Source organism: Roseomonas sp. OT10 (assembly GCF_020991085.1).
Taxonomy (GTDB): domain Bacteria; phylum Pseudomonadota; class Alphaproteobacteria; order Acetobacterales; family Acetobacteraceae; genus Roseomonas; species Roseomonas cutis.
Genome location: NZ_CP087719.1, coordinates 1,659,412 through 1,682,334, shown reverse-complemented (window position 1 = coordinate 1,682,334; position 22,923 = coordinate 1,659,412). Strand labels below are relative to the sequence as shown.

Genomic DNA, 22,923 nt, shown 5'->3' with positions numbered 1-22,923 from the left:
GGCGGGTGAAGCCGGGGCCCCGCCGTCCGTGATCCTGCTGCCGCGCCCCGACGCCGGCTCGCCCGCCGCCCTGGCCGGGCTGTTCGCGGCGATGCTGCACTTGGCAGGGGCGCTGAAATCGGCGCCGCCCCTCGCCGCCCTGCCCTTCGACTTGACCCTGGCTGCGGCAGCGGCCCTGGCGCCCTGCCTGCTGTGGCTGCTGGCCTCCCGCCGCTGGCGGCTGCGGCCGGCGCTCGCCATGCCGCTCGCCGCCTGCGGTGGGCTCTGGCTGTGGATGACCGTGGCGGGAAGCTGGAGTCCCTCCCGCGAGATCCTGGTCCAGAAGCTGCCGGAGGCCGTGCTGCTCGGCCCGGCGATGCTGGTGGCCGGGCTGCTGGTCGGCGCGGATGCCGCGGCGCGGCGCTGGCTGGTCGGGGCCACGCTGCTGATCGGCCCCTTCGTCGCGGCCAGCGTCGCCTGGGGGCTGGCGACGGGCGCGGCGGTGTCCGGCGGGCTGGCCGGCGCCAGCGAGACGGTGCGGGTGCAGTACCAGCTTGCCGGCCTGGCCATGGCCTGCGCCGCCGCCCTGTCGGCGCTCCGCGGCGCCGAGGCCGGCGGCTGGCGCCGCTGGGGCTGGTGGGGGCTGACCTCGGGCCTGGCGGCGGGGTCGCTGCTGCCGGGCGGGCGGGCGGCGCTGCTCTCGCTGGGCGCGGCGGTGACGCTGGCGCCCGCGGCGCGGCTGCTGGCCCTGGGACGGCACCGCGCGGCGCTGGGCTGGATCGGCGCCGTGGCCCTGGCCGGGGCCGCCGCGCTGGCGCTGCTGCTGGCCGATCCGGCGCGCAGCCAGGGGCTGCGGACGCTGGAGCGCTTCACCGGCGAGGGCATCGCCGCCTCGGCCCGGCCAGTGCTCTGGGCGGCGGCGCTGGACTGGGCCGGCGCGGCGGCGCCGCTCGGGCTGGGAACGGGGGGATTCACCATCGCGACCGGCAGCGGCGAGAGGCGCGGCCTCTACCCGCACAACCATGCGCTGGAGGCATTGGCCGAGGGCGGGCTGCCCGGCCTGCTGCTCTGGCTCGGGGCCTTCGGCGGCGGCCTCGCGGTGCTGCTGACCGGGCTGCGCGGGGCCGATCCCGGCCGGGCGGGCCGGATGGTGGCGCTGGTCGTGCCGGTCGCCATCGGGGCGATGGTCTCCACCGACCTGGGCAACCGCATGGCGTGGTTCGCGCTCGGCCTGGCGCTGTCGCGCGCGGTGGAGGCGCAGCGTGGCTGAGCCGGTGCGCGAGGGCGTCTACGCGCGCCACCTGAAGCGGCCGCTGGACATCCTGGGGGCGGCGCTGCTGCTGCTGCCGGCGCTGCCACTGCTCGCCCTGGCGGCGCTGGGGGTCTGGCTGACCCTGGGCCGGCCCGTGCTGTTCCGGCAGTGCCGCAGCGGGCGGGACGGCGTGCCCTTCACCCTGCTGAAGCTGCGCAGCATGCGGCCCTCCCCCGCCGGCGCGGCCTTCGACCCGGCCACCGATGCGGTTCGCCTCACGCGCTTCGGCCGTTGGCTGCGGGCCAGCGCCCTGGATGAGTTGCCGCAGCTGTGGAACATCCTGCGTGGCGAGATGAGCCTGGTCGGGCCACGGCCGCTGCCGCCCGACTACCTGCCTCTCTACAGCCCCCGGCAGCGGATACGGCTGCGGGTGCGGCCGGGCCTGCTGGGCCTGGCCCAGGCCAGGGGACGCAACGCGCTGGGTTGGACGGAACGCCTGGAATGGGACGCGCGCTACGCCGTCCGCGTCACCTTCCTGGGCGATGTCGCGGCCGCCGCCGGCAGCCTGGCCGTCCTCCTCCGTGGCCGCGGCACTCGCTCGCCGGGACACGCCACGAGCGCCCCGTTATCGGCCGGGGCAACCGATTCTTCGCCGCCGGCCGGGATGCCTTGACACGTCCCGGCGTCGCCGCCCGTCTCTGGTTGCTTCCAATCGATTTACGATCCGATTGTTTTGCGACAAAGATGCAACATTCTTCGTAATGTTTGAGTAAACTCCAGCAACAATAACCATAAGTTGTGCAAGAGCATTGCGACCAATCCAAATGGGCGTTCTGCTCCATGCACGCCCAGGACGGGCCATGCAGCGAGACACGCCATGAGGGGCATCCCACAGGGTTCTGCCGATTCCACGGTGGTGGCGTTTCCGGCCGGCGCCCCGGCGTGCCCGCCTGCGGCGCCGCAACTGTCCCGCCTGTACCTCTCGCCGCCGCAGCTCGGGGGTGGCGAATTCGAGGCGCTGCGGCAAACGCTCGAAAGCGGCTGGATCGCGCCCGCGGGACCCGTTCCGCGCGCCTTCGAGGCGGCTCTGGCCGCGGCCACGGGCTTCGGCCATGTGCTCGGGGTGTCCTCCGGCACCGCCGCGCTGCACCTGGGCTACCGGGTGCTCGACCTGGCGCCCGGCGACGCCGTCTGGACCAGCACCCTGACCTTCGTCGCCACCGTGGCACCCGCGGTGCAGATGGGGGCGGCGGTCACCTTCCTGGACGTCTCCCCGGAGAGCTGGACGCTCGATCCGGAGCTGCTGCGCGAGGCGCTGGGACGCGCCGCCCGGCGCGGCCGGCTGCCACGCGTCGTCGTGCCGGTGGATCTCTATGGCCAGTGCAGCGACCTCGAGGCGATCCAGGCCGTCTGCGACCGCTGGGGCGTGCCGGTGCTGTGCGACAGCGCCGAGGCGCTCGGCGCCTCGCAACGCGGCCAGCCCGCCGGCTACGGCGCGCGCCTCGCCGCCTTCTCCTTCAACGGCAACAAGATCGTCACCGCCGGCGGCGGCGGTGCCCTCGCCTCGGACGACGCGCGGCTGATCGAGCGGGCACGGCACCTGGCGGGGCAGGCGAAGGAGGCCTCGCCGCACTACCAGCACGAGACGACGGGCTATTCCTATGCCCTCTCCTCGGTCCTGGCCGCGATCGGCATGGCCCAGCTCTCCCGGCTGGAGGAGCGGGTCGCGCAGCGCCGCGCCACCTTCGCCCGCTATGTCGAGGCGCTGTCCGACCTGCCCGGCGTGTCCTTCATGCCCGAGCCGTGCTGGGGCCAGTCCTCGCGCTGGCTGAGCGTCGCCCTGTTCGACGCGGCTCTGTGCGGCGCCGACCGCGAGACGGTGCGGCGGGCCCTGGACGCCGAGGGCATCGAGAGCCGGCCGGTCTGGAAGCCGCTGCACCTGCAGCCCGCCTTCCGCGGCAGCGTCTTCGTCGGGGGCGGCGTGGCCGCCGGCCTGTTCGAGCGCGGCCTCTGCCTGCCTTCCGGCGCCATGCCGCCGGGCGAGCAGGACCGGGTGATCCAGGCGATCCGCCGCTGCCTGTGCCCGGGCGGGCGACGCTCCGGGGCCGGCCGATGAGCGGGCTGCGGATCCTCTATCTGCACCAGCACTACTCCGCCCCGGATGGCGCCACCGCCACGCGCTCCCACGCGATGGCCAGTGCCCTGGGCGCGCGGGGCCACGAGGTGACGCTCGCCTGCGGCCGCTACGGCGGCGCCCGGACGGGGCTCTCCGCCCCTTTCCGCGGCGGACGGCGCGAAGGGCGGGGCACCGGCCCCTTCCGCGTGGTGGAGTTCGACATCCCCTGCGCCAATGCCCAGCCGCTGCGCCGCCGGTCCGCCGCCTTCCTGCGCTATGCCGGGCGCGCCACCGGCCTGGCGCTGCGCGGCGGGTGGGACGTGGTGATCGCCTCCTCCACCCCGCTGACCGTGGCGCTGCCGGCCCTGGCCGCGCACCGGCTGCGCGGCACTCCCTTCGTCTTCGAGATCCGCGACCCCTGGCCGGAGCTGCCGCGCGCCATGGGCGCCGGGCCGCGCTGGGCCCTGGCGGGGATGGAGCGGCTGGCCGACGCCGCCTGCCGCTCCGCCGCCGCCGTGGTGGCGCTGACGGAGGGGATGGCCGGGACCGCCCTGTCCCGCGGCGCCCACCCGGCGCGGGTGCGGGTCGTGCCGAACGGCTGCGACCTGGACCTGTTCGGCCCCCAGCTTGCCCCCTGGCGGCCGCCCGAGGCCGCGCCCTGGGAGCGGCTGGCGGTCTATGCCGGGGCCCATGGCCTGGCCAACGGGCTGGAGGCGCTGCTGGATGCCGCGGCGGAGTTGCAGCGGCGCGGCCGCCACGACATCCGCCTGCTGCTGGTGGGGGAGGGCAGCGAGAAGACGCGCCTGGTCGCCGAGGCGGCGGGGCGCGGGCTGCTCAACGTCACCTTCCTCGACCCGCTGCCCAAGCGCCGCCTGGCCGGGCTGCTGGCGGGCAGCCAGATCGTGCTGCACTGCCTGGCGGACGTGCCGGCCTTCGCCGAATGGACGGCGCCGAACAAGCTGATGGACGGGCTGGCCGCCGGGCGGCCGGTGGTCAGCAACGTGCCCGGCCGCGCCGCCCGCATCCTGCAGGACGGGCCCTCGGGCATCGCCGTGCCGCCGGGCGACGCCCCGGCGCTGGCGGATGCCCTGTCCAGGCTGGCGGAGGACCGCCCGCTGCGCGAGGCGATGGGCGAGGCCGGCCGCCTCCAGGCCGTGCGCCGCTGGGACCGGCGCCTGCAGGCGCGTCACTTCTGCGAGGTGGTGGAGGCGGCGGCGCAGGCGGCGCCCGTGCCCGGGCTGGCGATCGCGTGATGCGCCCCGCCGCCCCTCCCGCGCCCGAGCTGCACCTGGTCGTCGCCGCACGCCCGAACCTGCCCAAGATCGCCGCGCTCTGGCATGCCCTGCGCGAGCACCCGGTGGGCGCCACGCCCGTGCTGCTCCACACCGGCCAGCATCACGACGCGGCGATGTTCGCGGACCACCTCGCCGATCTCGGCCTGCCGGCGCCGGGCATCTCCCTGGGCATCGCCGGCGGCTCCCATGCGGAGCTGACGGGCCGCACCCTGATGGCCTGCGGCGCGCTCTGGGCGGAACGGCGCCCCGTGCTGGCGGTGGTGCCGGGCGACGTGGATGGCGGGCTGGCCGCGACGCTGGCCGCGCGCAAGCTGGCCATCCCGGTGGCGCATCTGGAGGCCGGGCTGCGCTGCGGCGAGCAGGACATGCCGGAGGAGATCAACCGCCGTGCCATGGACGCCGTGAGCAACCTGCTCTGGGCCCCGGACGAGGCCACCGCGGCCCGGCTGCTGGCGGAGGGCCACCCCGCCCACGCGGTCCGCGCCGTCGGCAACGCGATGATCGACAGCCTGCTCCGCGCCCTTCCCGGCGCCCGCGCCCGGCCACTGCCGGACGGGCTGCAGCCCGGCGGCTACGGCGTGCTCACCCTGCACCGGCCGTCCAATGTGGACGACCCCACGGCCCTGGCGGCGGTGCTGCGCGGCGTGGCCGCGGCGGCGGAGCGGCTGCCGCTGGCCTGGCCGCTGCATCCGCGCACCGCCCGGCGACTGGCGGAGTCCGGGCTGGCCCCGCCCCCCGGCGTGCGCGTCCTGCCGCCGCTCGGCTATGCGGCTTTCCTCGGCCTGCTCGCCCATGCCCGGCTGGTCGCCACCGACAGCGGCGGGATCCAGGAGGAGGCGGCGGTGCTGGACCTGCCCTGCCTGACGCTGCGCCCCTCCACCGAACGGCCGGCCACGCTGGAATCCGGCGCGAACCGCCTAGTCCGGCCGGAGGGGCTGGCCGCCGGGGTGGCGGAGGTGGTGGCCGGCCATTGGCCCCCGGCGCGTCCGATCCCGCTCTGGGACGGGCAGGCCGGGGCCCGGATGGCCCGGCACCTCGCCGAGTTCCTGGCGGCCGCCAGCCCGCATCCGCTCCACGCCGTCCCCGAGGCCGCATGACGACCGCACCGCATCCCGCCTCCGCCGCGATGGCGCGCGGCCCCGTGGTGGCCATGCTCTCCGCCGCCCATCCGCCGGAGGATGTCCGGGTCGTGGGCAAGGAGGGCGCCGCCCTCGCCGCCGCCGGCTGGCAGGTGCTGCACATCTGCCCGGGCGAATCCGCCCCCGCCGAATCCGCGGGCGTGGCACTCTCGCCCTATGCCCGCCGGCGCGGCTGGCGCGGCCGGATGCTGGGCCTGCCGGCCCTGGTGCGGCGTGCCCGGCGCAGCGGCGCGGCGGTGCTGCACGCCTCGGAACCGGATGCCTGGCTGGCCGCGCTGCTGGCCGCCCGGGGCAGCGGCGCGCGGGTGGTGCTGGACGTGCACGAGCACTACCCCTCCCGCCTCGACCACCGCCTGCCGCGCCCGCTGCGGCCGGTGGCCCGCGCGGCGATCCGACTCGCCTGCCGCGGGATGGCGGCGCGGGCCGATGCCGTGGTGGTGGCGAAGGACGGGCTGGATCAGGATTTCGGCCCCGCCGCCCGGCTGCTGCCGGTCCGCAACTACGCCGAGGCCCTGCCGCTGCTGCCGCGCATCCATGCCCCCGGGCCCGTGACGCTGGTGCATCTGGGGGCGCTGACCCGCTCGCGCGGTAGCCACGAGATGCTGGATGCCCTGGCGCTCTGCCCCGAGGGGACGCGCCTCTCCCTGGTCGGCCGTTTCACCGATGGCAGCGAGGCCGCCTTCCTGGAGCGGATGGAGGCCCTGGCGCTGGGCGAACGGGTCGAGCGGCACGGCTGGCGCGCCCGGGCCGACGCGCTGGCCCTGGCGGCGGAGGCGGATATCGGGCTGGTGCTGTTCCAGCCGGGAATCGAGAACCACCGCCTCGCGCTGCCGCACAAGCTGTTCGACTGCATGCTGGCCGGGCTGCCGGTGATCGCCCCCGCCTTCGCGACCGAGGTGGCGGAGGTGGTGCGCGAGGCGCGCTGCGGCCTGCTGGTCGATGCCACCAGCCCCTCGGACATCGCCGCCGCCGTGGCGGAGCTGTCCGACCCCGCCCACCGCGCCCTGCTGGGCGCCAATGGCCGGGCGGCGGCGCTGGGCCGCTTCGGCTGGGCGAGCGAGGCGGAGCGGCTGGTCGGCCTGTACCAGGAGCTGGCGCCCCTGCCCGGCCCCGTGCCGGGCCGCGCCGGGGGACACTGAGGAACGCGGGGGAGAGGGTCGGGACGGCATGCTGCCCCGGGGCGTGATGCGGCTGGCAGGGCGGAACGGGGCCTCGCGCCCCGTCGCCCTCGCCCTGCCCGCCGCCGTGGCCGGCGCCGTCCCGACCCTCCTGGCGCCCCAGCCCCGCGGCGAAGGCGATTTCCAGCCTGCGCCGATCCGCTCTAGAGGACGCAGGATGGCGCCCCGACGCATTCTGCTGAACCTCTCCCTCGACCTGGCGCTGACGCTGCTGGCCCTGCCGCTGGCCCTCTGGGTCGCGGCGCCCGGCGCCTGGCCCCCCGGCGGCTGGTGGCCGCCCGCCCTGTCCGGGCTGGTGGCGGCCTTCCTGGCCGTCGCCGTGCCGCTTGGCCTGCCGCGGCAGTACTGGCGCTTCGCCGGCCTGCCGGACCAGGTGGCGGTGGTCGGCGCCAGCCTGGGCACCGCCGCGCTGTTCTGGGCGGGGCTGCACGCCTTCGGCGGCTGGCGGCCTCCGAACCTGGCCTTCCCGGCGGTGCATGCCGCGGCCCTCGTCACCCTGCTCGGCGGGGCGCGGGCGATCGGCCGGCTGCGGCACTCGCACCGGGCCGGGCCCGTCTCCGACGCACCGCCGCGCAGCGCGCTGCTCGCCGGCTCGGGCGAGGCGGCGGACCTGTTCCTGCGGGCCCTGGCGGCACAGCGCTCGCCCGGCTTCCAGGTTCTGGGCCTGCTGGCGCCGCGCGCGCGGCAGGCCGGGCGCCGCATCCAGGGGGTGCCGATCCTGGGCGCGCTGGACGACGCCGCGGAGGTGCTGGAGCGGCTGCGTGCCGACGGCCGCCTGCCCGCCCTGCTGGTGGTCGTCGGGCCGGACCTGTCCGGCAAGCCGCTGGAGGCGCTGCTGGACGCGGCCGACCGGCACGGCATCGCGGTCCGCCGCGCACCGCGCCCCACCACGCTCGACCCGGCCGCGCTGGACTCCCATGGCGAGCGCAACGGCGCCCCGGCCAGGCGGCTGGTCCTGCGCCCCGTCGGCATCGAGGAGCTGCTGGACCGGCCGCAGGTGCCGCTGGACCGCGAGGGCATGGCACGGCTGGTGCAGGGGCGGCGCGTACTGGTGACGGGCGCGGGCGGAACCATCGGCGGCGAGCTGGCGCGGCAGGTGGCGGCGCTGGGGCCGGCCATGCTGACCCTGCTCGACCATGGCGAGTTCGCGCTCTACTCGATCGACCTGGAGCTGGGCGAGCGGCACCCCACCGTGCCGCGCCGCGCCGTGCTGGCGGACGTGCGCGACGAGGCGCGGCTGAAGCGGCTGGTCGAGGAGACGCGGCCGGAGCTGGTCTTCCACGCCGCCGCGCTGAAGCACGTGCCGATGGTGGAGAACGACCCGGCCGAGGGGCTGCTGACCAACGCCCAGGGCACGCGCATCGTGGCGGACGCCGCCCGCGCGGCCGGCGCGACGGCGATGGTCTTCATCTCCACCGACAAGGCGGTGAACCCGACCAGCGTGATGGGCGCCTCCAAGCGCCTGGCGGAGATGTACTGCCAGGCGCTGGACGTGCAGGCGCGGCAGAGCGGCGGGATGCGCTGCGTCACCGTGCGCTTCGGCAACGTGCTGGGCTCCACCGGCTCCGTCGTGCCGCTGTTCCGCCGGCAGCTGGAGCGCGGCGGGCCGCTGACCGTGACGCATCCCGACATGCGCCGCTACTTCATGACGGTGCGCGAGGCGGTGGGGCTCGTCCTCCAGGCGAGCGTCGTCGGCGTGGCCGATGCGGAGGAGTTCCGGGCCGGCGGCGCGGCCGGGGCCGGGGACCGCGCCGGCCAGCCGCCGGAGCTGCGCGAGGGCGGGATCTTCGTGCTCGACATGGGCGAGCCGGTGAAGATCGTGGACCTCGCCCGCCGCATGATCCGGCTCGCCGGGCTGCGCCCGGACGAGGATGTGGAGATCCGCTTCACCGGCCTGCGCCCCGGGGAGAAGCTCTACGAGGAGCTGTTCCACGGGCAGGAGCCGCCGCGCCCGACGCAGTTCCCCGGCCTGCTGGTCGCCACCCCCCGCACCGCCGACGCGGCGCTGGTCGGCCGCGCCATCGACGAGATCGCGGCCGCCTGCCGCACCGGCCAGCCGCGCGCCGCGCTGGCGCAGCTCGCGCGCCTCGTGCCCGAGTTCGACCACGACCCGCACCACGCGGCGGCGGGCCGGGCTTGAGCGGCGCGCCCGCGACGACCGATCCGTCGCGGGCGCCCGCCGGGGCGCGGGGCGGCCATCCCTTCGCCGCGAGGCCCGAGCCATGAAGCCCCTGCCCGACGCCGCGCGGATGCTGATCCGGCGCCTCGACGAACGGCAGGCGCGCATCGGCGTGGTGGGGCTGGGCTATGCCGGCCTGCCGCTGGCGCTGCGCTTCGCGGAGCTGGGCTTCCCCGTCGCCGGCTTCGACACCGACCCGGCCAAGGTGGACGCCATCAACGCCGGCCGCAGCCCTGTCCACGGCATCGCCGATGCGCGCGTGGCGCGTTCGGGCATGGTGGCGCATGGCGACATGGCGGCGGCGCGGGACTGCGACGCGGTGGTGATCTGCGTCCCCACGCCCATCGGGCCGCACAAGGAACCGGACCTGACCGCGGTGCGCGAGACGCTGGCGGCGCTCGGCCCGTACCTGCGCCCGGGCCAGGCCGTCTCGCTGGAGAGCACGACCTATCCCGGCACGACGGAGGAATACGTCCTGCCCGCCTTCCGCGCCGCCGGGCTGCTGGTGGGCGAGGACGCCTTCTGCCTCTACAGCCCCGAGCGAGAGGACCCGGGCAACCCCCTCGGCACCGTCTCGCGCATGCCCAAGCTGCTGGCGGGGGCGACGCGGGCCTGCCTTTCCGTCGGCAAGGCACTGTACGGGCCGGTGGCGGAATCGCTGGTGCCCGTCTCCTCCCTCGCCGCGGCCGAGCTGGCCAAGTGCTACGAGAACGTGTTCCGCGCCGTGAACATCGGGCTGGTGAACGAGCTGAAGCGCCTGTCCCATGCGATGAACCTCGACGTGCACGAGGTCATCGACGCCGCCGCCACCAAGCCCTTCGGCTTCATGCCCTTCCGCCCCGGCCCCGGGCTGGGCGGACACTGCATCCCCGTCGATCCCTACTACCTGGCCTGGAAGTCGCGCGAGCTGGGCGTGCCGAGCGACTTCATCGAGCTGGCGGGCCGGGTGAACGATGCCCAGCCGCGCTACGTGGTGGACCGGCTGCGCGACGCGCTGGACGCGCGCGGAGTGACGCTGCGCGGGGCGAAGGTGCTGCTGCTCGGCCTCGCCTACAAGCCGGACGTGCCCGACACGCGGGAGAGCCCGGCGGTGGAGATCTTCCGCATCCTGGCCTCGCACGGCGCGGCGGTCGGCTACCACGACCCGCTGGTGCCGCGCTTCCCCGTCACCCGCCGCCTGTCGGGCGAGGCGCCGGACCTCGCCAGCCTGCCGCTGGACGCCGCGACGCTCGCCGCCCAGGACGCGGTGGTGGTGGTCACGCCGCACCGCTGCATGGACCTGGCCCTGGTCGGCCGCCACGCGCGGCTGGTGGTGGACACGCGCGGGGCGCTGCGCCGCCCGCTCCCGCAGGCCGGCGCCGCGCCGGCGGAACGGGTGGCGGGCATGGCCGAGGCCCAGGCCGGCTGGTCCGACCCGGAGGAGGCGGCGAACGCGGCGGCCGTCACATTGCCGGGCGATACGAAGGGTGACTTGGCCGGGTGGCCGGGTGGGGCCTACATCGTCCAGGCCTGAGGACAGGTGGCGCGGCCGGCCGGCCGCACCGCCCGCCCCGCGAAACCGTGCCGTCCTGCGGCGCCGCCATCGGCGGCACCGGCGGGCTTGGCGTGCCAGTGACCGGATACCGCATGACCGCCGCGACCGACCGACCCATCGCCTTCTTCGACATGCAGGCGCAGCAGGCCCCCATCCGCGCCGAGCTGAACCGGCGCATCGCCGCCGTGCTGGACAGCGGCCGCTTCGTCCTGGGCCCGGAGGTGACGGAGCTGGAGGCGAAGCTGTGCGAGTATGCCGGCGCGAAGCACGCGGTCGGCGTCTCCTCCGGCACCGACGCGCTGCAGATCGCGATGATGGGCGCGGGGATCGGGCGCGGCGACGCGGTCTTCCTGCCCGCCTTCACCTACACCGCGACGGCCGAGGTGCCGCTGGTGCTCGGCGCCACGCCCGTCTTCGTCGATGTCGACCCACGCACCTTCAACATCGACCTCGCCGACCTGCGGCGCCGCATCGCCGCGGTGAAGGCGGACGGGAAGCTGCGCCCGCGCGCCGTGGTGGGGGTGGACCTGTTCGGCCTGCCGGCGGACTGGCCCGCCCTGCTCGACCTCTGCGCGGCGGAGGGGATGTTCGCCCTCGACGACGCGGCCCAGGCCTTCGGCGCCTCGCTGCACGGGAAGAAGCTCGGCACCTGGGCGCATGCCACGGCGCTGTCCTTCTACCCGACCAAGACGCTGGGCGGGTATGGCGACGGCGGCGCGCTGCTGACCGACGACGCGGAGACGGCGGAGCTGTACCGCTCTCTGCGCTCGCACGGCGAGGGCACGACCCGCTACCAGGTGCTGCGCACGGGGATGAACGGGCGGCTGGACACGCTCCAGGCGGCGATCCTGCTGTGCAAGCTGCCGCTGATGGAGGAGGAGCTGCGTGCCCGCACGGAGGTCGCCGGCTGGTACGGCCAGCGGCTGTCCAACGCCGTGCAGCTCACCGCCGAGATTCCCGGCGCGGTGCATGCCTTCGGCTACTTCCCCATCGTGCTGCCGGACGCCGGGGCGCGGCCGCGCGTGCAGGAGGCGTGCAAGGCCGCCGGCGTGCCGACGGCGATCTACTACCCGCTGCCGCTGCACCACCAGCCCGCCTATCGCGACCACCACGCCGGCGCCGCGCCGCTGCCGGTCAGCGAGGACCTGGCGACGCGAATCCTGCACCTGCCGATCCACGCCTATATGGATGAGGCGCAGGCGGATCGCGTCTGCCAGGCTGTGCGTTCGGCGCTCTGACGCCCCCGGGGCGGGCGGGGAGCGCCGCCACGGATCTCGAGGCGGATCATGATGTTCGGCACGGCCGCATCGTTCACCACGGCACTGCGGCAGCAGGTCGCGGCGCATGTACAGAACCTCGCTCCGCCCGATCCGAAGGTCTGGCCGCTCGACCTGATGGTCGCCTTCCCGGCGCTGGACGGGCGCAACGGGCTCGGCAAGTATCGCGACCTCGGCCAGATCGCGGTGGAGATGCTGCCGGGCCCCGCCGCGCGGGTGCGCTATCCGGGCTGGCCGATCCCCTACCTCTACATCGACCCGCTGGTGAACGGCTACGATCCCGCCTTCCGGCGCGAGATCCTGGCCACGGTGCTGCCGGCGGCCGAGCATGGCGCTGTCCTGTCCGGCCAGGCGGTGGACCATGTCTTCCCGCGCGAGCAGGCGAAGCGCGACGGCATCGGCTTCGTCCTGCTGCTGCCCTGCGCGCGCGGGGTGAACAGCGCGCATGGCGGCGGGATCGAGCGGCGCATGACCGGCCAGGAGAAGCGCGAGGCCAAGGTCTACCGCGCGGACTGGACCACGCTGATCAAGATGGGCGGGCTGGCGCCCCCCAGCATCGCCCAGGGCGCCGACCTGCGGGCCCAGGCGGCCAACCTCACGCGGGAGCTGTCGCAGGTCTACCCGCAGACGGTGGGCAACACCGAGGCGACGCGGGATTCGGTGGCAAGCTACCTGCGCATCGTCCAGACGGGCCACTGGGGCGCCTGAGGGCGGGCGCGGCCGCTCCCGCCCGGCGTTGCGTGCCGGAGGATCGGCGGTGAGGCTTGCCGCAGGCCGGAAGGGATCGTGCATGCTGGAGCTTCAGGACCTGACCCGCCGCTTCGGCGACCGGGCGGCGGTGGACGGGGTGACGCTCGCCGTCCCCGACGGGCAGATGGTGGGCATCATCGGCCGCTCCGGCGCGGGCAAGTCCACCCTGCTGCGCATGATCAACCGGCTGACCGAGCCCAGCGCCGGCCGCATCCTGCACGACGGGCGCGATGTCACCGCCCTGCGCGGCCAGGGCCTGCGCGACTGGCGCAGCGACTGCGCCATGATCTTCCAGCAGTTCAACCTGGTGCAGCGGCTGGACGTGCTGACCAACGTGCTGATCGGCCGGCTGAACCGGCGGCCCGGCGCCTGGGGCGCCGTCACCTCCCTGCTCGGCCTCTTCACCCCCGCCGAGCGGGCGCTGGCGCTCACCACCCTCGACCGCTTCGACCTGGTGGAGGTGGCGCTGCAACGGGCGGACACGCTCTCGGGCGGGCAGCAGCAGCGCGTCGCCATCGCCCGCGCCCTGATGCAGGAGCCGAGGCTGATCCTGGCGGACGAGCCCATCGCCTCGCTCGACCCGCGCAACGCGGAGGTGGTGATGGGCGCGCTGCGCGACGTGAACCGGCGCGAGGGGCTGACCGTGCTGGTGAACCTGCACCACCTCGACACCGCGCGCGAATACTGCGGCCGGATCGTCGCCATGCAGCGGGGCAAGGTGGTGTTCGACGGCACGCCGGAGGAACTGACCCCGCTGCGGGTGCGCGAGATCTACGGCGTGTCGGAGGAGGAGTTCGCCGCCGGGCGCGAGATTGGGCGCGAGCATGCCGGCGCGGCCTGACCCGCTGCGTCCCGCACGCCCGTTGCATTCCGCGTGGCCCGTCCGGCATTACCCTGCGCGACAGGCCGGGAAGACGGGATCGTGAGCACGGGGCTGCTGGCGCTGCTGGATGACGTGGTGGCGCTGACCAAGCTGTCCGCCGCCTCGCTGGACGACGTGGTGGCGCAGGCGGGGCGGGCTGGCTCCAAGGCGGTGGGCGTGGTGATCGACGACGCGGCGGTGACGCCGCGCTACGTCACCGGCCTGGCCGCGGCGCGGGAGCTGCCGATCGTCGGGCGGATCGCGCTCGGCTCGCTGAAGAACAAGCTGCTCTTCCTGCTGCCGGCGGCGCTGCTGCTCAGCGCCTTCGCACCCTGGGCGATCACGCCGCTGCTGATGCTGGGCGGCGCCTATCTCTGCTACGAGGGGGCGGAGAAGGTGTTCCACGCCCTGCGCCGGCACGCGGCCGAGGCGCACGAGGCGGCCACCGGCGCCGCCCCGGTCGATGCCGCCCGGCTGGAGGAGCAGCGCGTCGCCGGCGCGATCAAGACGGACTTCATCCTCTCCGCCGAGATCATGGCGCTGACCCTTTCCTCGCTGGAGACGCCCTCCCTCTGGGCCCAGGCGGTCATCCTGGCCGTCGTCGGCACCGCCATCACCGGGCTGGTCTATGGCGGCGTGGCGCTGATCGTGAAGGCGGACGATGCCGGCGTGGCGCTGGCGGCCAATCCGCGCCCGGCCTCCAGCCTGCTCGGGCTGCGCCGCGCCACGGGGGAGGAGACGGGGGGCGACCGCGCGCTGCGCCCGCTGACCCAGGCGCTGGGGCGGGGGCTGGTGAAGGGGATGCCGCCCTTCCTGCGCCTCCTCGCCATGGTCGGCACGGCGGCCATGCTCTGGGTCGGCGGCGGCATCCTGCTGCACGGGGCGGAGAGCCTCGGCCTGGCCGCGCCCGCCCACTGGCTGCATGGCCTAGCCGTGGCCGCGGGGCGCCTGCTCCCCGCCGCGGGCGGGGCGGTGGAGTGGCTGGTGGGCGCCGCCGGCTCGGCGCTGGTCGGCCTCGCGGCGGGCGGCCTGCTGATCCCCGTGGTGGAGCACGGGCTCTCCCCCGCGCTGCGCCTCCTCCCCGGCCGGAAGCGGGCGGCCGGGCACGGCGCCTGAAGCGGCGCTGCCCCGCGACGGGGCCGGCTGACCGGCCGCCGCCGCCGTGCCTATCTTCCCGGCCTGTCCGTCCCGCCGGCGCCCCGTCCTGCCGGCTCAAGGAGGCCCGCCATGCCCCTGCCCTTCGCCCCCACCCGCCGTCGGCTGCTCGTTGCCGGCGCGGCCCTGGCGCTCGCCGGACGCGACCTGACCGGGAGCGCCCTCGCCCAGCCCGCGGCGCGGCGCACGGCCGACGGCATCCCCTTCCCCGCCGCCGGGCGGCGCGACTGGGCGGCGCAGATCCCCACCCTGCGCATCGGCATCTCGGGCGGCGAGAACGAGGCGGACCGGCTGGGCCGCTACGACGGCTATCGCCGGCTGCTGGAGGAGACCTTCAAGGTGCCCGTCCGGCTCTACCCCGCGGCCGACTTCGCCGGCATCGGCCAGGCCTTCTCGGCGAAGCAGATCGACGTGGCGCAGATGGGCGCGGCCGCCTTCGCCGGGGTGTGGATGGACACGGACGGCGCGGTGGTGCCGCTGGTCGCGGCCGAGGAGGAGGACGGCTCGATCGGCTATGTCGCGGTGATGGTGGTGCGCGCCGATTCCGGCATCACCGACCTCGCCGGCATGAAGGGGAAGTCGCTGGCCTGGGCCGACCCCAACTCCACCTCCGGCTATTTCGCGCCCCGCGCCGCGCTGCGCGCCCAGGGTATCCCGACCGAGGGCGGCCAGTTCTTCAGCCGCACGGGCTTCGGCGGCGGGCACGAGCAGGCGGTGGTCGCCGTGCTGCAGCGCCAGTACGACGCGGCCTGCACCTGGGCCTCGGCCCAGGGCGACCCGGAGAAGGGCTTCAACCGCGGCAACCTGCGCGCCATGGTGGACAAGGGGATGCTGGACATGCGCGACCTGCGCGTGATCTGGCGCTCCGGCATCATCCCCACCGGGCCGGTCGCCGCCCGCGCCGACCTGCCGGCGGCGTTCAAGGCGGACATGACGGACTTCCTCCTCGCCCTGCCCGCCGCGCATCCCGACATCTACCGCCAGATCGAGCGCGGCGGCGGCGCGGGCTTCCGCACCGTGACGGTGGAGGACTACGCCCTGCCGATCGCGCTGCGACGGGAGGAGGCGGCGGAGCGGCGGCGGCGGAACTGAGCGGGATGGCCCTCCCCCGCCGCGCCCTGCTCGCCGCCGCGCTGGCCGCGCCCACGCTGGTTGCCCCCAGCCTGGCCGCCCCCGCCCTGCCGGCCCTGGCGCAGCGCCGCTCGGCCGATCCCGGCCTCGCCTTCCCCGCCGCCGGCCCGCGCGACTGGGCGCGCGAGGTGCCGGTACTGCGCCTCGGCCTGCTGGGCGGCGAGAACGAGGCGGACCGGCTCGGCCGCTACGAGGCGTACCGCGCGCTGCTGGCCGAGACCTTCCGCATCCCCGTGCGCCTCTACCCGGCCGCCGACTACGCCGGCATCGTCCAGGCCTTCTCGGCCGGGCAGCTCGACATCGCCACCGTCAGCCCCGCCGTCTACGCCGCCGCCTGGATCGACACGGAGGGCGGGGTCGAGCCGCTGGTGGTGACGGAGGAGGCGGACGGCTCCATCGGCTATGTTGGCGTCATGGTCGTGCGGGCGGATTCCGGCATCGCCGACCTCGCCGGGATGCGGGGGAAGTCCCTCGCCTGGCCCGACCCGAACTCCGCCTCCGGCTATCTCGTCCCGCGCTTCGCGCTGCGGCGGCAGGGGATCGACCCGGAGCCGGGGCGGTATTTCGGCCGCACGGGCTTCGCGGGCGGGCACGAGCAGGCGGTGGTCGCCGTGCTGGGCCGGCAGTACGACGCCACCGTCACCTGGGCCAGCGGCCAGGGCGACCCCGCGACCGGCTATACCCGCGGCAACCTGCGGGCGATGGTGGAGAAGGGCATGCTGGACATGCGCGACCTGCGCGTGGTCTGGCAGAGCGAACCGGTCCCCTACGGCCCGCTGATGGCGCGCAGCGCGTTGCCCGATGCCTGCAAGGAGGACCTCCGGCTGTTCCACCTGGCCCTGCCGGCGGCGCATCCCGACATCTACCGCCAGATCGAGCGCGGCGCCGGCGCGGGCTACCGCGAGGTGCGGCACGCGCAGTACCAGCTCATGATCGACCTCCGCCGCGAGGAAGCGGCCGCGCGGCGGCGTGGCTGACCGGCGGGGGTCGCGGCCCGTCCGCGCGGTGACGCTTCCCGGTGCCCATGCCATCCTGCCCCGGCCCGGCCAGCCGAGGAGACGGCGCTGAACCCCACGGATATCCCTCGCCGCCCCGCCGCATGCCGGCGTTGAGCGCGACCGCCCCGGCTGCGGCCGAGGCGGTCCGGCGCGGCGAGGCGGCCTTCCGCGCCGCCCGCCGCCGGCACCGCCTCGCCTGGCTGGCCTCCCTCGCCGTGCTGCTGCCCGCCCTCTACCTCGCGGCGCAGGTCAGCGAGTTCCACTGGCACGCGCTCGCCGCCGGGCTGCCGCGCGTGGGCGAGTACTTCGCCCGCATCGCGCCCGAGCTGCGCTGGGATTCGCTGCTCTCGGGGCCCAAGACGGAGGGCAGCCTCGCCTTCTGGTTCTACCGCCTCGACAAGTGGCTGTGGCTGCTGTTCGAGACGGCGAACATGGCGGCGCTGGCCACGCTGGCCGGCACGGTGGCGGCGCTGCCGCTCGCCTTCCTCGCCGCGCGCAACCTCTCGCCGGGCCCCCTCTCCTACCAGCTCGCGCGGCGCGGGCTGGAGGCGGTGCGGACGGTGCCGGAGCTGGTCTACGCGCTGATCCTGGTCTGGGCCTTCGGCGTCGGCGCGCTGGCCGGCATCCTGGCCATCGCCCTGCACACGGCCGGCGCGCTGGGCAAGCTCTTCGCCGAGGCGATCGAGAATGCGGAGATGGGGCCCTGGGAGGGCGTGCGCGCGGCGGGCGGCACCTGGGCCCAGGCCTGCCGCTGGGCCATCCTGCCGCAGGTCGCGCCCAACGTCGTCAGCTACGTGCTGCTGCGCTTCGAGATCAACGTGCGCGGCGCGAGCGTGATCGGCTTCGTCGGCGCGGGCGGCATCGGGGAGGAGCTGTATACGGTGATCTCCTCCAACTACTACGAGGAGATCAGCGCCATCGTCCTCCTGATCGTGCTAGCGGTGATGCTGATCGACCTGACCAGCGAACGCCTGCGCCACGTCCTGATCGGGCGGCGCGCATGAGCGGGGCAAGCGACGTCGCCCGCTGGCGCGCGGCGCTGCCGGCGGCCTTCGGCGCCACGGGGCGCACGCGCCTGCTGCGAAGGCTGGGCGCGCTGGGCTTCCTCGCCTGGCTGGGCTGGGCACTGTGGTGGTTCGACGTCTCGCCCACACGGATCTGGAACGGGCTCTCCGGCCTGTGGGTGATCGTGCGGCTGATGATCCCGCCCTCGCCCGGCGAGCTGTGGGGCGACATCCTCAAGGGCCTGGCGGAGAGCATCGCCATGGCCTTCCTGGGCAGCGTCATCGCGGCGGTGCTGGCCGTGCCGCTGGGCTTCCTCGGCGCGCGCAACGTGGTGACGGTGACGCTGCTGCGCTTCTCGCTGCGCCGGGTCTTCGACGGGGTGCGCGGGGTGGACCAGCTCATCTGGGCGCTGGCCTATGTGCGCGCGGTGGGACTCGGGCCGCTGGCCGGGGTGCTGGCGATCGTCACCTCCGACACCGCCGTGCTGGCCAAGCTCTTCGCCGAGGCGATCGAGAACGCCGAGTCGCGGCAGGCGGAAGGCGTCGTGGCGGCGGGCGGCTCGCGGCTGGCCGCGATCCGCTGGGGCCTCTGGCCGCAGGTGCTGCCGGTGATGCTGGCCCAGGCGCTCTACTTCTTCGAGAGCAACACCCGCTCGGCGGCCGTGCTCGGCGTGGTCGGCGCGGGCGGCATCGGCTTGCAGATCGCCGAGCGCATCCGCGTGCGCCACTGGGACGAGGTGGCCTTCATCATCCTGCTGATGGTCGTCACCGTGGCGGTGATCGACGCCATCTCCGGCCGCATCCGCCGCCGCCTGATCGGGCAGCGCGACGCCGCGGTCACGTAAAGGGCCGGTGCGCCGCCTACGGAGCGCCGCGCCGGAGTCCGTTCAGGCCGCGTCCTCGCGACGGTCGCGCGCCTTCACATAAGCGATGGCCGCGTGCTCCGCGCAGTAGGGACGCCCCCCCGCGGCCTCCGCCGTGCAGAAGCGGAACTCCGGCGTGCCGGGCTCGCCGATCGGCCAGCAGCAGGTGCGCGCGCCCACGCGCTGGAACGGCCGCACCACCGGCGCAGGGGGCGCGACCGGGGCACGCGGCGCGGGCGGCGCGGCGGGCTGAGGACGCGGCGACGCGGCCGGGCGTGGAGCGGCCGGCGCACGAACCGGTGCTTCCGCGGCGGGAGCCGGCGCCGGTGTTGCCACGCGACGTGGCGACTCGGTGCCCGCCTGCTCGCCTTCACGTCGGATCGGGCTTGGGCGCGCGGCGAGGTTCAGGCGATGCGCCTTCCCCACCACCGCGTTCTTCGAGATTCCCATGCGGCGGCCGATCTCTGCCGTGGAATGTCCTTCCGCCCACAGGGCCTGAAGGGTCTCGATCGCTTCGGCGGTCCACTCCATGTCGGGGGCTCCTCCGTATCCAGCAGCCACTAGATACGGTAGGTGAACACGCCAGCTTCCCACAAGATGCGGGCGCCGTTCGGCACCCGCAAAAACTGTGGACAGGTTGTGGAACCTGGGGAGAAGACCGACTCCCGAACGGTGGGACGCCTCAGAACAGCAGGCCCTTGCGCAGCATGCCGTGCACGCCCTTCTCGCCGTTCACGGTCTGCGTCACGTGGAAATCCACCGCGAGCGAGCAGAACTGATAGGCATCGGCGGCGGACAGGTTCGCGCGCGCGCTGATGAAGGCGATCATCTCGCGCAGCGCCTGCTTCATCGCGAGGTCCAGATCCTCGTTCAGCCCCATGGTGATGAAGTGCGTCGCCGTCTCCGCACGCGGGAAGCGCAGGATCGGGTCGGCCTTGCCGCCGCCCTTCTCCAGCCCGAGTCGGAAGTGCCCGGTCAGGCACATCTCCAGCGCGTTGATGCAGACCTCGCCGTCGCCCTGCACGCCGTGCCCGTCGCCCGCGCTGAACATCGCGCCCGGCACATGCACCGGCAGGAACAGCGTCGCACCCTCGCCGATCTCCTTGTTGTCCAGGTTGCCGCCATGCGCGCGCGGCTCCTTCGTGCTGATGCGGCCCCACTCGGGGGGCGGCGCCACGCCCATCACTCCGAAGAAGGGTGAGAGCGGCAGGGTGATCCCCTCCCCCATCGGCAGGCGGCAGGTGCGCGCCTCGCGGTCCACGGGGATGTGCAGCATGCGCGCATAGGGGAAGTCCTCCGGCAGCGTGCCGAAGAGCGGGCGGAAGCCGCAGAAGCCCCAGTCCGCGCCAAGCTCGATCCGCTCGATGTCCACGCGCAGCATGTCGCCGGGCTCGGCGCCCTTCACCTCGACGGGGCCGGTGATGATGTGCGGCCCCATCCGGGGCGGGTCGGCGGCGTGGATCGCCGCCAGCGGCGGCGGCACCACCATCCCGCTCTCCGGCTTCGGCATGATCTCCGGGGCGCCGGAGACGCATTCCAGCACCACCAGCTCGCCCGGCGCGATGCTCGCCACCGGCGGGAAGGCGGCGTCGAAGGCGCCGAAGCGCACCGTCTGGGGCGTGGCGGCGACGCGGTGCGCCTGGGTCATGGGCCTCTCTCCGGATGAAGCGACTCCGCGCGCGGCGGAGCGGGGGCTGCGCGCCTTCCTGCACCGATCGTGCCAGGGCGGGCCAGCCCCGCCCCCAGGCCCCGGTCAGACGTGCTGGCCGCCGTTGATGTGGATCTCGGCACCGTTGATGTAGGAGGAGGCGCCGGAGCAGAGGAACAGGATCGTCTCCGCCACCTCCGCCGGCTCGCCCAGCCGGTGCATCGGGATCTGCCGGTCCACGATCTCCTCCGTGCCGGGCGAGAGGATCGCCGTGCGGATCTCGCCCGGGGCGATGGCGTTGACCCGGATGCCGTGGCCGCCGAACTCATGCGCCATCTCCCGCGTCAGCGCGTTCAGCGCGGCCTTGGAACAGGCATAGGCGGCGCCGGCGAAGGGATGCACGCGCGAGCCGACGATGGAGGTGACGTTGACGATGTTGCCGCGCGCCGCCTTCAGCTCCTCGAACAGCCCCCGCGCCAGCAGGGCGATGGAGAAGAGGTTGACGTTGAAGACGGCGTTCCAGGCGGCGTAGTCGGTGGCCAGCACGCCGAGGCGGGAGCCGCCCGGCCCCTTCGGCGAGATGCCGGCATTGTTGACCAGCGCATGCAACTGCCCGTCCGGCAGGCGCTGCCGCACCAGGGCGATCAGCTCGCCCACCGCCACCGGATCGGAGAGATCGGCCTGAAGGTGGTTCTCCCGCGCCTCCGGCCAGCGGCACTCCTCGGAAAAGGGCTGGCGGGAGACGGTCATGATCCGCCACCCCTCCGCCTGGAAGCGTTTGACCGTGGCGTGGCCGATCCCGCGGCTCGCCCCGGTCAGCAGCATGATCCTGCGCGGCGCGCCCATCCTGGCCCCCTTGCTCCGCCGGATACCTACGCCCGCGCCGGCGCGCCGGCCAGTGCAGAGGCTGTTGCGCCGGCCGCGCATGCAGGTGTGGCGCGGGGGACACGCCGGGGCGCAGCCGCCCTGCCCGGAGGCGTCGCAAATACGGCACGCCCTCCCAGCCGCTGGAGCGACAGTGTAACCTTACGGCCGGCACCGGGCTGTCTGGCCCGCGTGAACGGCTTGAAATGGAGAGCGTAGACCGTGAACCAGGCGATCCGAATCACCACCCTGCTCGGCGCTCTGGCTACCGCGGGTTGCAACACCGTCTTCCTGCCCCGGAGCGGGCCGACGCAGATGACCATGGTGAACGGCGCGGAGTACCGGCTCTACGAGGAGCCGGGCGCGAGCTCCGTGCCCTATGCGCTGATGCCGCTGACGCCCCGCCTGATCACGCGCCTGGAAGCGGAGGAGCGGCGGCCGCTCTTCACCGGCAGCACGCTCAGCGCCACGCCGACGGACCTGGTCATCGGCATCGGCGACGTCGTGGCCGTCACCATCTTCGAGAGCCAGTCGGGCGGGCTCTTCATCCCATCGGATGCCGGCGCGCGGTCGGGGAACTTCGTGCAGCTGCCGGCGCAGCAGGTGGATGCCTCCGGCACCATCACAGTTCCCTTCGGCGGCTCGATCCGCGCCGCCGGCCTGACGCCGGTACAGCTGCAGCGTTCCATCGAGGGTCGCCTCTCCCGCCGCGCGCTGGAGCCGCAGGCGGTGGTCACGCTGACCGAGCGGCGGTCGAACAACATCAGCGTGCTCGGCGAGGTCATGAATTCCCAGCGCTTCCCGCTGGACCCGCAGGGCGACCGGCTGCTGAGCGCCATCGCCCGCGCCGGCGGCCCGAAGTTCCCCGCCTATGAGACGATGGTGACGCTGCAGCGCGGCGGCCGGATCGAGCGCGCCCTGCTGGGCGAGATCGGTGTCGACCCGGAGCAGAACATCGCCCTGCGTCCGGGCGACGTCATCGTGGTGACGCGCGAGCCGCGCTACTTCACGGCGCTGGGCGCGATGGGCCAGACCAACTCGGTCAGCCAGATCAACCGCCGCTTCTCCTTCGACGACACGCGGCTAAGCATGGCCGATGCGGTGGGGCGCGCGGGCGGGCTGACGGATGACCGGGCCGACCCGCAGGCCGTGTTCCTGTTCCGCTACGAGACGCCGCAGATGCTGCGCAACGCGGGGCTGAGCCTGCCGCCCGAGGTCACGGAGCCCGTGCCCACCGTCTACCAGGCGGACTTCCTGAATCCGGGGGCGTTCTTCATGGCGAACCGCTTCCCGATGCGCCACGGGGACGTGATGTTCACCTCCAATGCCCCGGCGACGCAGCTCTCGAAGTTCCTCAACCTGATCCTGCCGGGCGCCACCAGCAGCTCGTCGATCCGCTCCGCCGTGAACTGACGCGGCGGGCCACCGCCCGAAGATCAGGTGGCCCGGACCGCCGGCAAGAGTTGAGGACGAGAGGGGCGGACGCGGCCGTCACGAGGCCGCCATGGCCCGGACGTCTGCGCCAAAGCCAGCCCGTTGCATCCTGCGACCTTCGGCCAGGATGGCGCCTATGGCCCGGGGGCAAGGCTCTGCCTCGCCCCCGTACCCCCACTCCGCCAGGACCCTGCGGGCCCTGGACCCGATCAGCGCTGCCGCGGGACAGCCGGACACGGGGTCGCGGCGCCGAGGAGCCATGCTC

20 protein-coding genes are annotated in these 22,923 nt (G+C 74.8%); 17 read left to right on the top strand and 3 right to left on the bottom strand.

What is annotated here, in order from left to right:
• The first annotated feature begins 28 nt into the window (after positions 1-28).
• The 16 genes from LPC08_RS07740 (at position 29) to phnE (LPC08_RS07665) (ending at position 18,694) form a co-directional block, all read left to right on the top strand.
• Positions 29-1,249: an O-antigen ligase family protein gene (locus LPC08_RS07740; protein ID WP_230452125.1), complete on the top strand. Its 1,221-nt coding sequence runs from the start codon at positions 29-31 to the stop codon at positions 1,247-1,249.
• Positions 1,242-1,904 carry a sugar transferase gene (locus LPC08_RS07735; protein ID WP_230452124.1) on the top strand — a complete coding sequence of 221 codons (663 nt, stop codon included), beginning with the start codon at positions 1,242-1,244 and terminating at the stop codon, positions 1,902-1,904. Before LPC08_RS07740 ends, LPC08_RS07735 begins: the two co-directional genes overlap by 8 nt.
• A gap of 204 nt (positions 1,905-2,108) precedes the next feature.
• Positions 2,109-3,347, top strand: coding sequence for a DegT/DnrJ/EryC1/StrS family aminotransferase (locus LPC08_RS07730; protein ID WP_230452123.1), 1,239 nt, complete (start codon positions 2,109-2,111; stop codon positions 3,345-3,347).
• Positions 3,344-4,600, top strand: a complete 1,257-nt coding sequence (locus tag LPC08_RS07725) for a glycosyltransferase family 4 protein (protein WP_230452122.1) — start codon at positions 3,344-3,346, stop codon at positions 4,598-4,600. The genes LPC08_RS07730 and LPC08_RS07725 overlap by 4 nt, the downstream gene beginning before the upstream one ends.
• Positions 4,600-5,739: a non-hydrolyzing UDP-N-acetylglucosamine 2-epimerase gene (wecB, locus tag LPC08_RS07720; protein WP_304622073.1), complete on the top strand. Its 1,140-nt coding sequence runs from the start codon at positions 4,600-4,602 to the stop codon at positions 5,737-5,739. The genes LPC08_RS07725 and wecB overlap by 1 nt, the downstream gene beginning before the upstream one ends.
• The gene (locus tag LPC08_RS07715; protein WP_230453011.1) at positions 5,736-6,920 is read left to right on the top strand and encodes a glycosyltransferase; all 1,185 of its coding nucleotides are present in this window, start codon (positions 5,736-5,738) and stop codon (positions 6,918-6,920) included. The genes wecB and LPC08_RS07715 overlap by 4 nt, the downstream gene beginning before the upstream one ends.
• A 196-nt stretch (positions 6,921-7,116) precedes the next feature.
• Positions 7,117-9,099: a polysaccharide biosynthesis protein gene (locus tag LPC08_RS07710; protein ID WP_230452121.1), complete on the top strand. Its 1,983-nt coding sequence runs from the start codon at positions 7,117-7,119 to the stop codon at positions 9,097-9,099.
• 82 nt (positions 9,100-9,181) lie between these two features.
• Positions 9,182-10,651 (top strand): nucleotide sugar dehydrogenase, encoded by a 1,470-nt coding sequence (locus LPC08_RS07705; RefSeq protein WP_230452120.1) that lies wholly within the window; start codon positions 9,182-9,184, stop codon positions 10,649-10,651.
• Positions 10,652-10,764: 113 nt separating this feature from the next.
• A complete protein-coding gene (locus LPC08_RS07700; protein ID WP_230452119.1) occupies positions 10,765-11,910 on the top strand; it encodes a DegT/DnrJ/EryC1/StrS family aminotransferase in 1,146 nt (381 codons plus the stop codon).
• Between the two features lie 48 nt (positions 11,911-11,958).
• Entirely contained in the window at positions 11,959-12,657 is a 699-nt protein-coding gene (locus LPC08_RS07695; RefSeq protein ID WP_230452118.1) for a hypothetical protein, read from the top strand.
• 82 nt (positions 12,658-12,739) lie between these two features.
• Positions 12,740-13,540, top strand: coding sequence for a phosphonate ABC transporter ATP-binding protein (gene phnC / locus LPC08_RS07690; RefSeq protein ID WP_230452117.1), 801 nt, complete (start codon positions 12,740-12,742; stop codon positions 13,538-13,540).
• An 81-nt stretch (positions 13,541-13,621) separates the two neighbouring features.
• Positions 13,622-14,677 carry a DUF808 domain-containing protein gene (locus LPC08_RS07685; RefSeq protein WP_230452116.1) on the top strand — a complete coding sequence of 352 codons (1,056 nt, stop codon included), beginning with the start codon at positions 13,622-13,624 and terminating at the stop codon, positions 14,675-14,677.
• A 111-nt stretch (positions 14,678-14,788) separates the two neighbouring features.
• Positions 14,789-15,808: a phosphate/phosphite/phosphonate ABC transporter substrate-binding protein gene (gene phnD / locus LPC08_RS07680; RefSeq protein WP_230452115.1), complete on the top strand. Its 1,020-nt coding sequence runs from the start codon at positions 14,789-14,791 to the stop codon at positions 15,806-15,808.
• A gap of 5 nt (positions 15,809-15,813) precedes the next feature.
• Positions 15,814-16,824, top strand: a complete 1,011-nt coding sequence (gene phnD / locus LPC08_RS07675) for a phosphate/phosphite/phosphonate ABC transporter substrate-binding protein (RefSeq protein WP_230452114.1) — start codon at positions 15,814-15,816, stop codon at positions 16,822-16,824.
• A gap of 122 nt (positions 16,825-16,946) precedes the next feature.
• Entirely contained in the window at positions 16,947-17,849 is a 903-nt protein-coding gene (gene phnE, locus LPC08_RS07670; RefSeq protein ID WP_230452113.1) for a phosphonate ABC transporter, permease protein PhnE, read from the top strand.
• Entirely contained in the window at positions 17,846-18,694 is an 849-nt protein-coding gene (gene phnE / locus LPC08_RS07665) for a phosphonate ABC transporter, permease protein PhnE (protein WP_230452112.1), read from the top strand. The genes phnE (LPC08_RS07670) and phnE (LPC08_RS07665) overlap by 4 nt, the downstream gene beginning before the upstream one ends.
• Positions 18,695-18,736: 42 nt before the next feature.
• Here phnE (LPC08_RS07665) and LPC08_RS07660 read toward each other — a convergent pair whose 3' ends face one another.
• The 3 genes from LPC08_RS07660 to LPC08_RS07650 all read right to left on the bottom strand — a co-directional run bounded on the left by LPC08_RS07660 (position 18,737) and on the right by LPC08_RS07650 (position 21,206).
• A complete protein-coding gene (locus LPC08_RS07660) occupies positions 18,737-19,243 on the bottom strand; it encodes a GcrA family cell cycle regulator (protein ID WP_230452111.1) in 507 nt (168 codons plus the stop codon).
• Between the two features lie 151 nt (positions 19,244-19,394).
• A complete protein-coding gene (locus LPC08_RS07655) occupies positions 19,395-20,360 on the bottom strand; it encodes an acetamidase/formamidase family protein (protein ID WP_230452110.1) in 966 nt (321 codons plus the stop codon).
• 105 nt (positions 20,361-20,465) lie between these two features.
• Positions 20,466-21,206 carry an SDR family NAD(P)-dependent oxidoreductase gene (locus tag LPC08_RS07650; protein ID WP_230452109.1) on the bottom strand — a complete coding sequence of 247 codons (741 nt, stop codon included), beginning with the start codon at positions 21,204-21,206 and terminating at the stop codon, positions 20,466-20,468.
• Positions 21,207-21,446: 240 nt separating this feature from the next.
• Between LPC08_RS07650 and LPC08_RS07645 the strand changes: the two genes are divergently transcribed.
• Positions 21,447-22,637, top strand: a complete 1,191-nt coding sequence (locus tag LPC08_RS07645) for a polysaccharide biosynthesis/export family protein (protein ID WP_230452108.1) — start codon at positions 21,447-21,449, stop codon at positions 22,635-22,637.
• Positions 22,638-22,923: the final 286 nt, after the last annotated feature.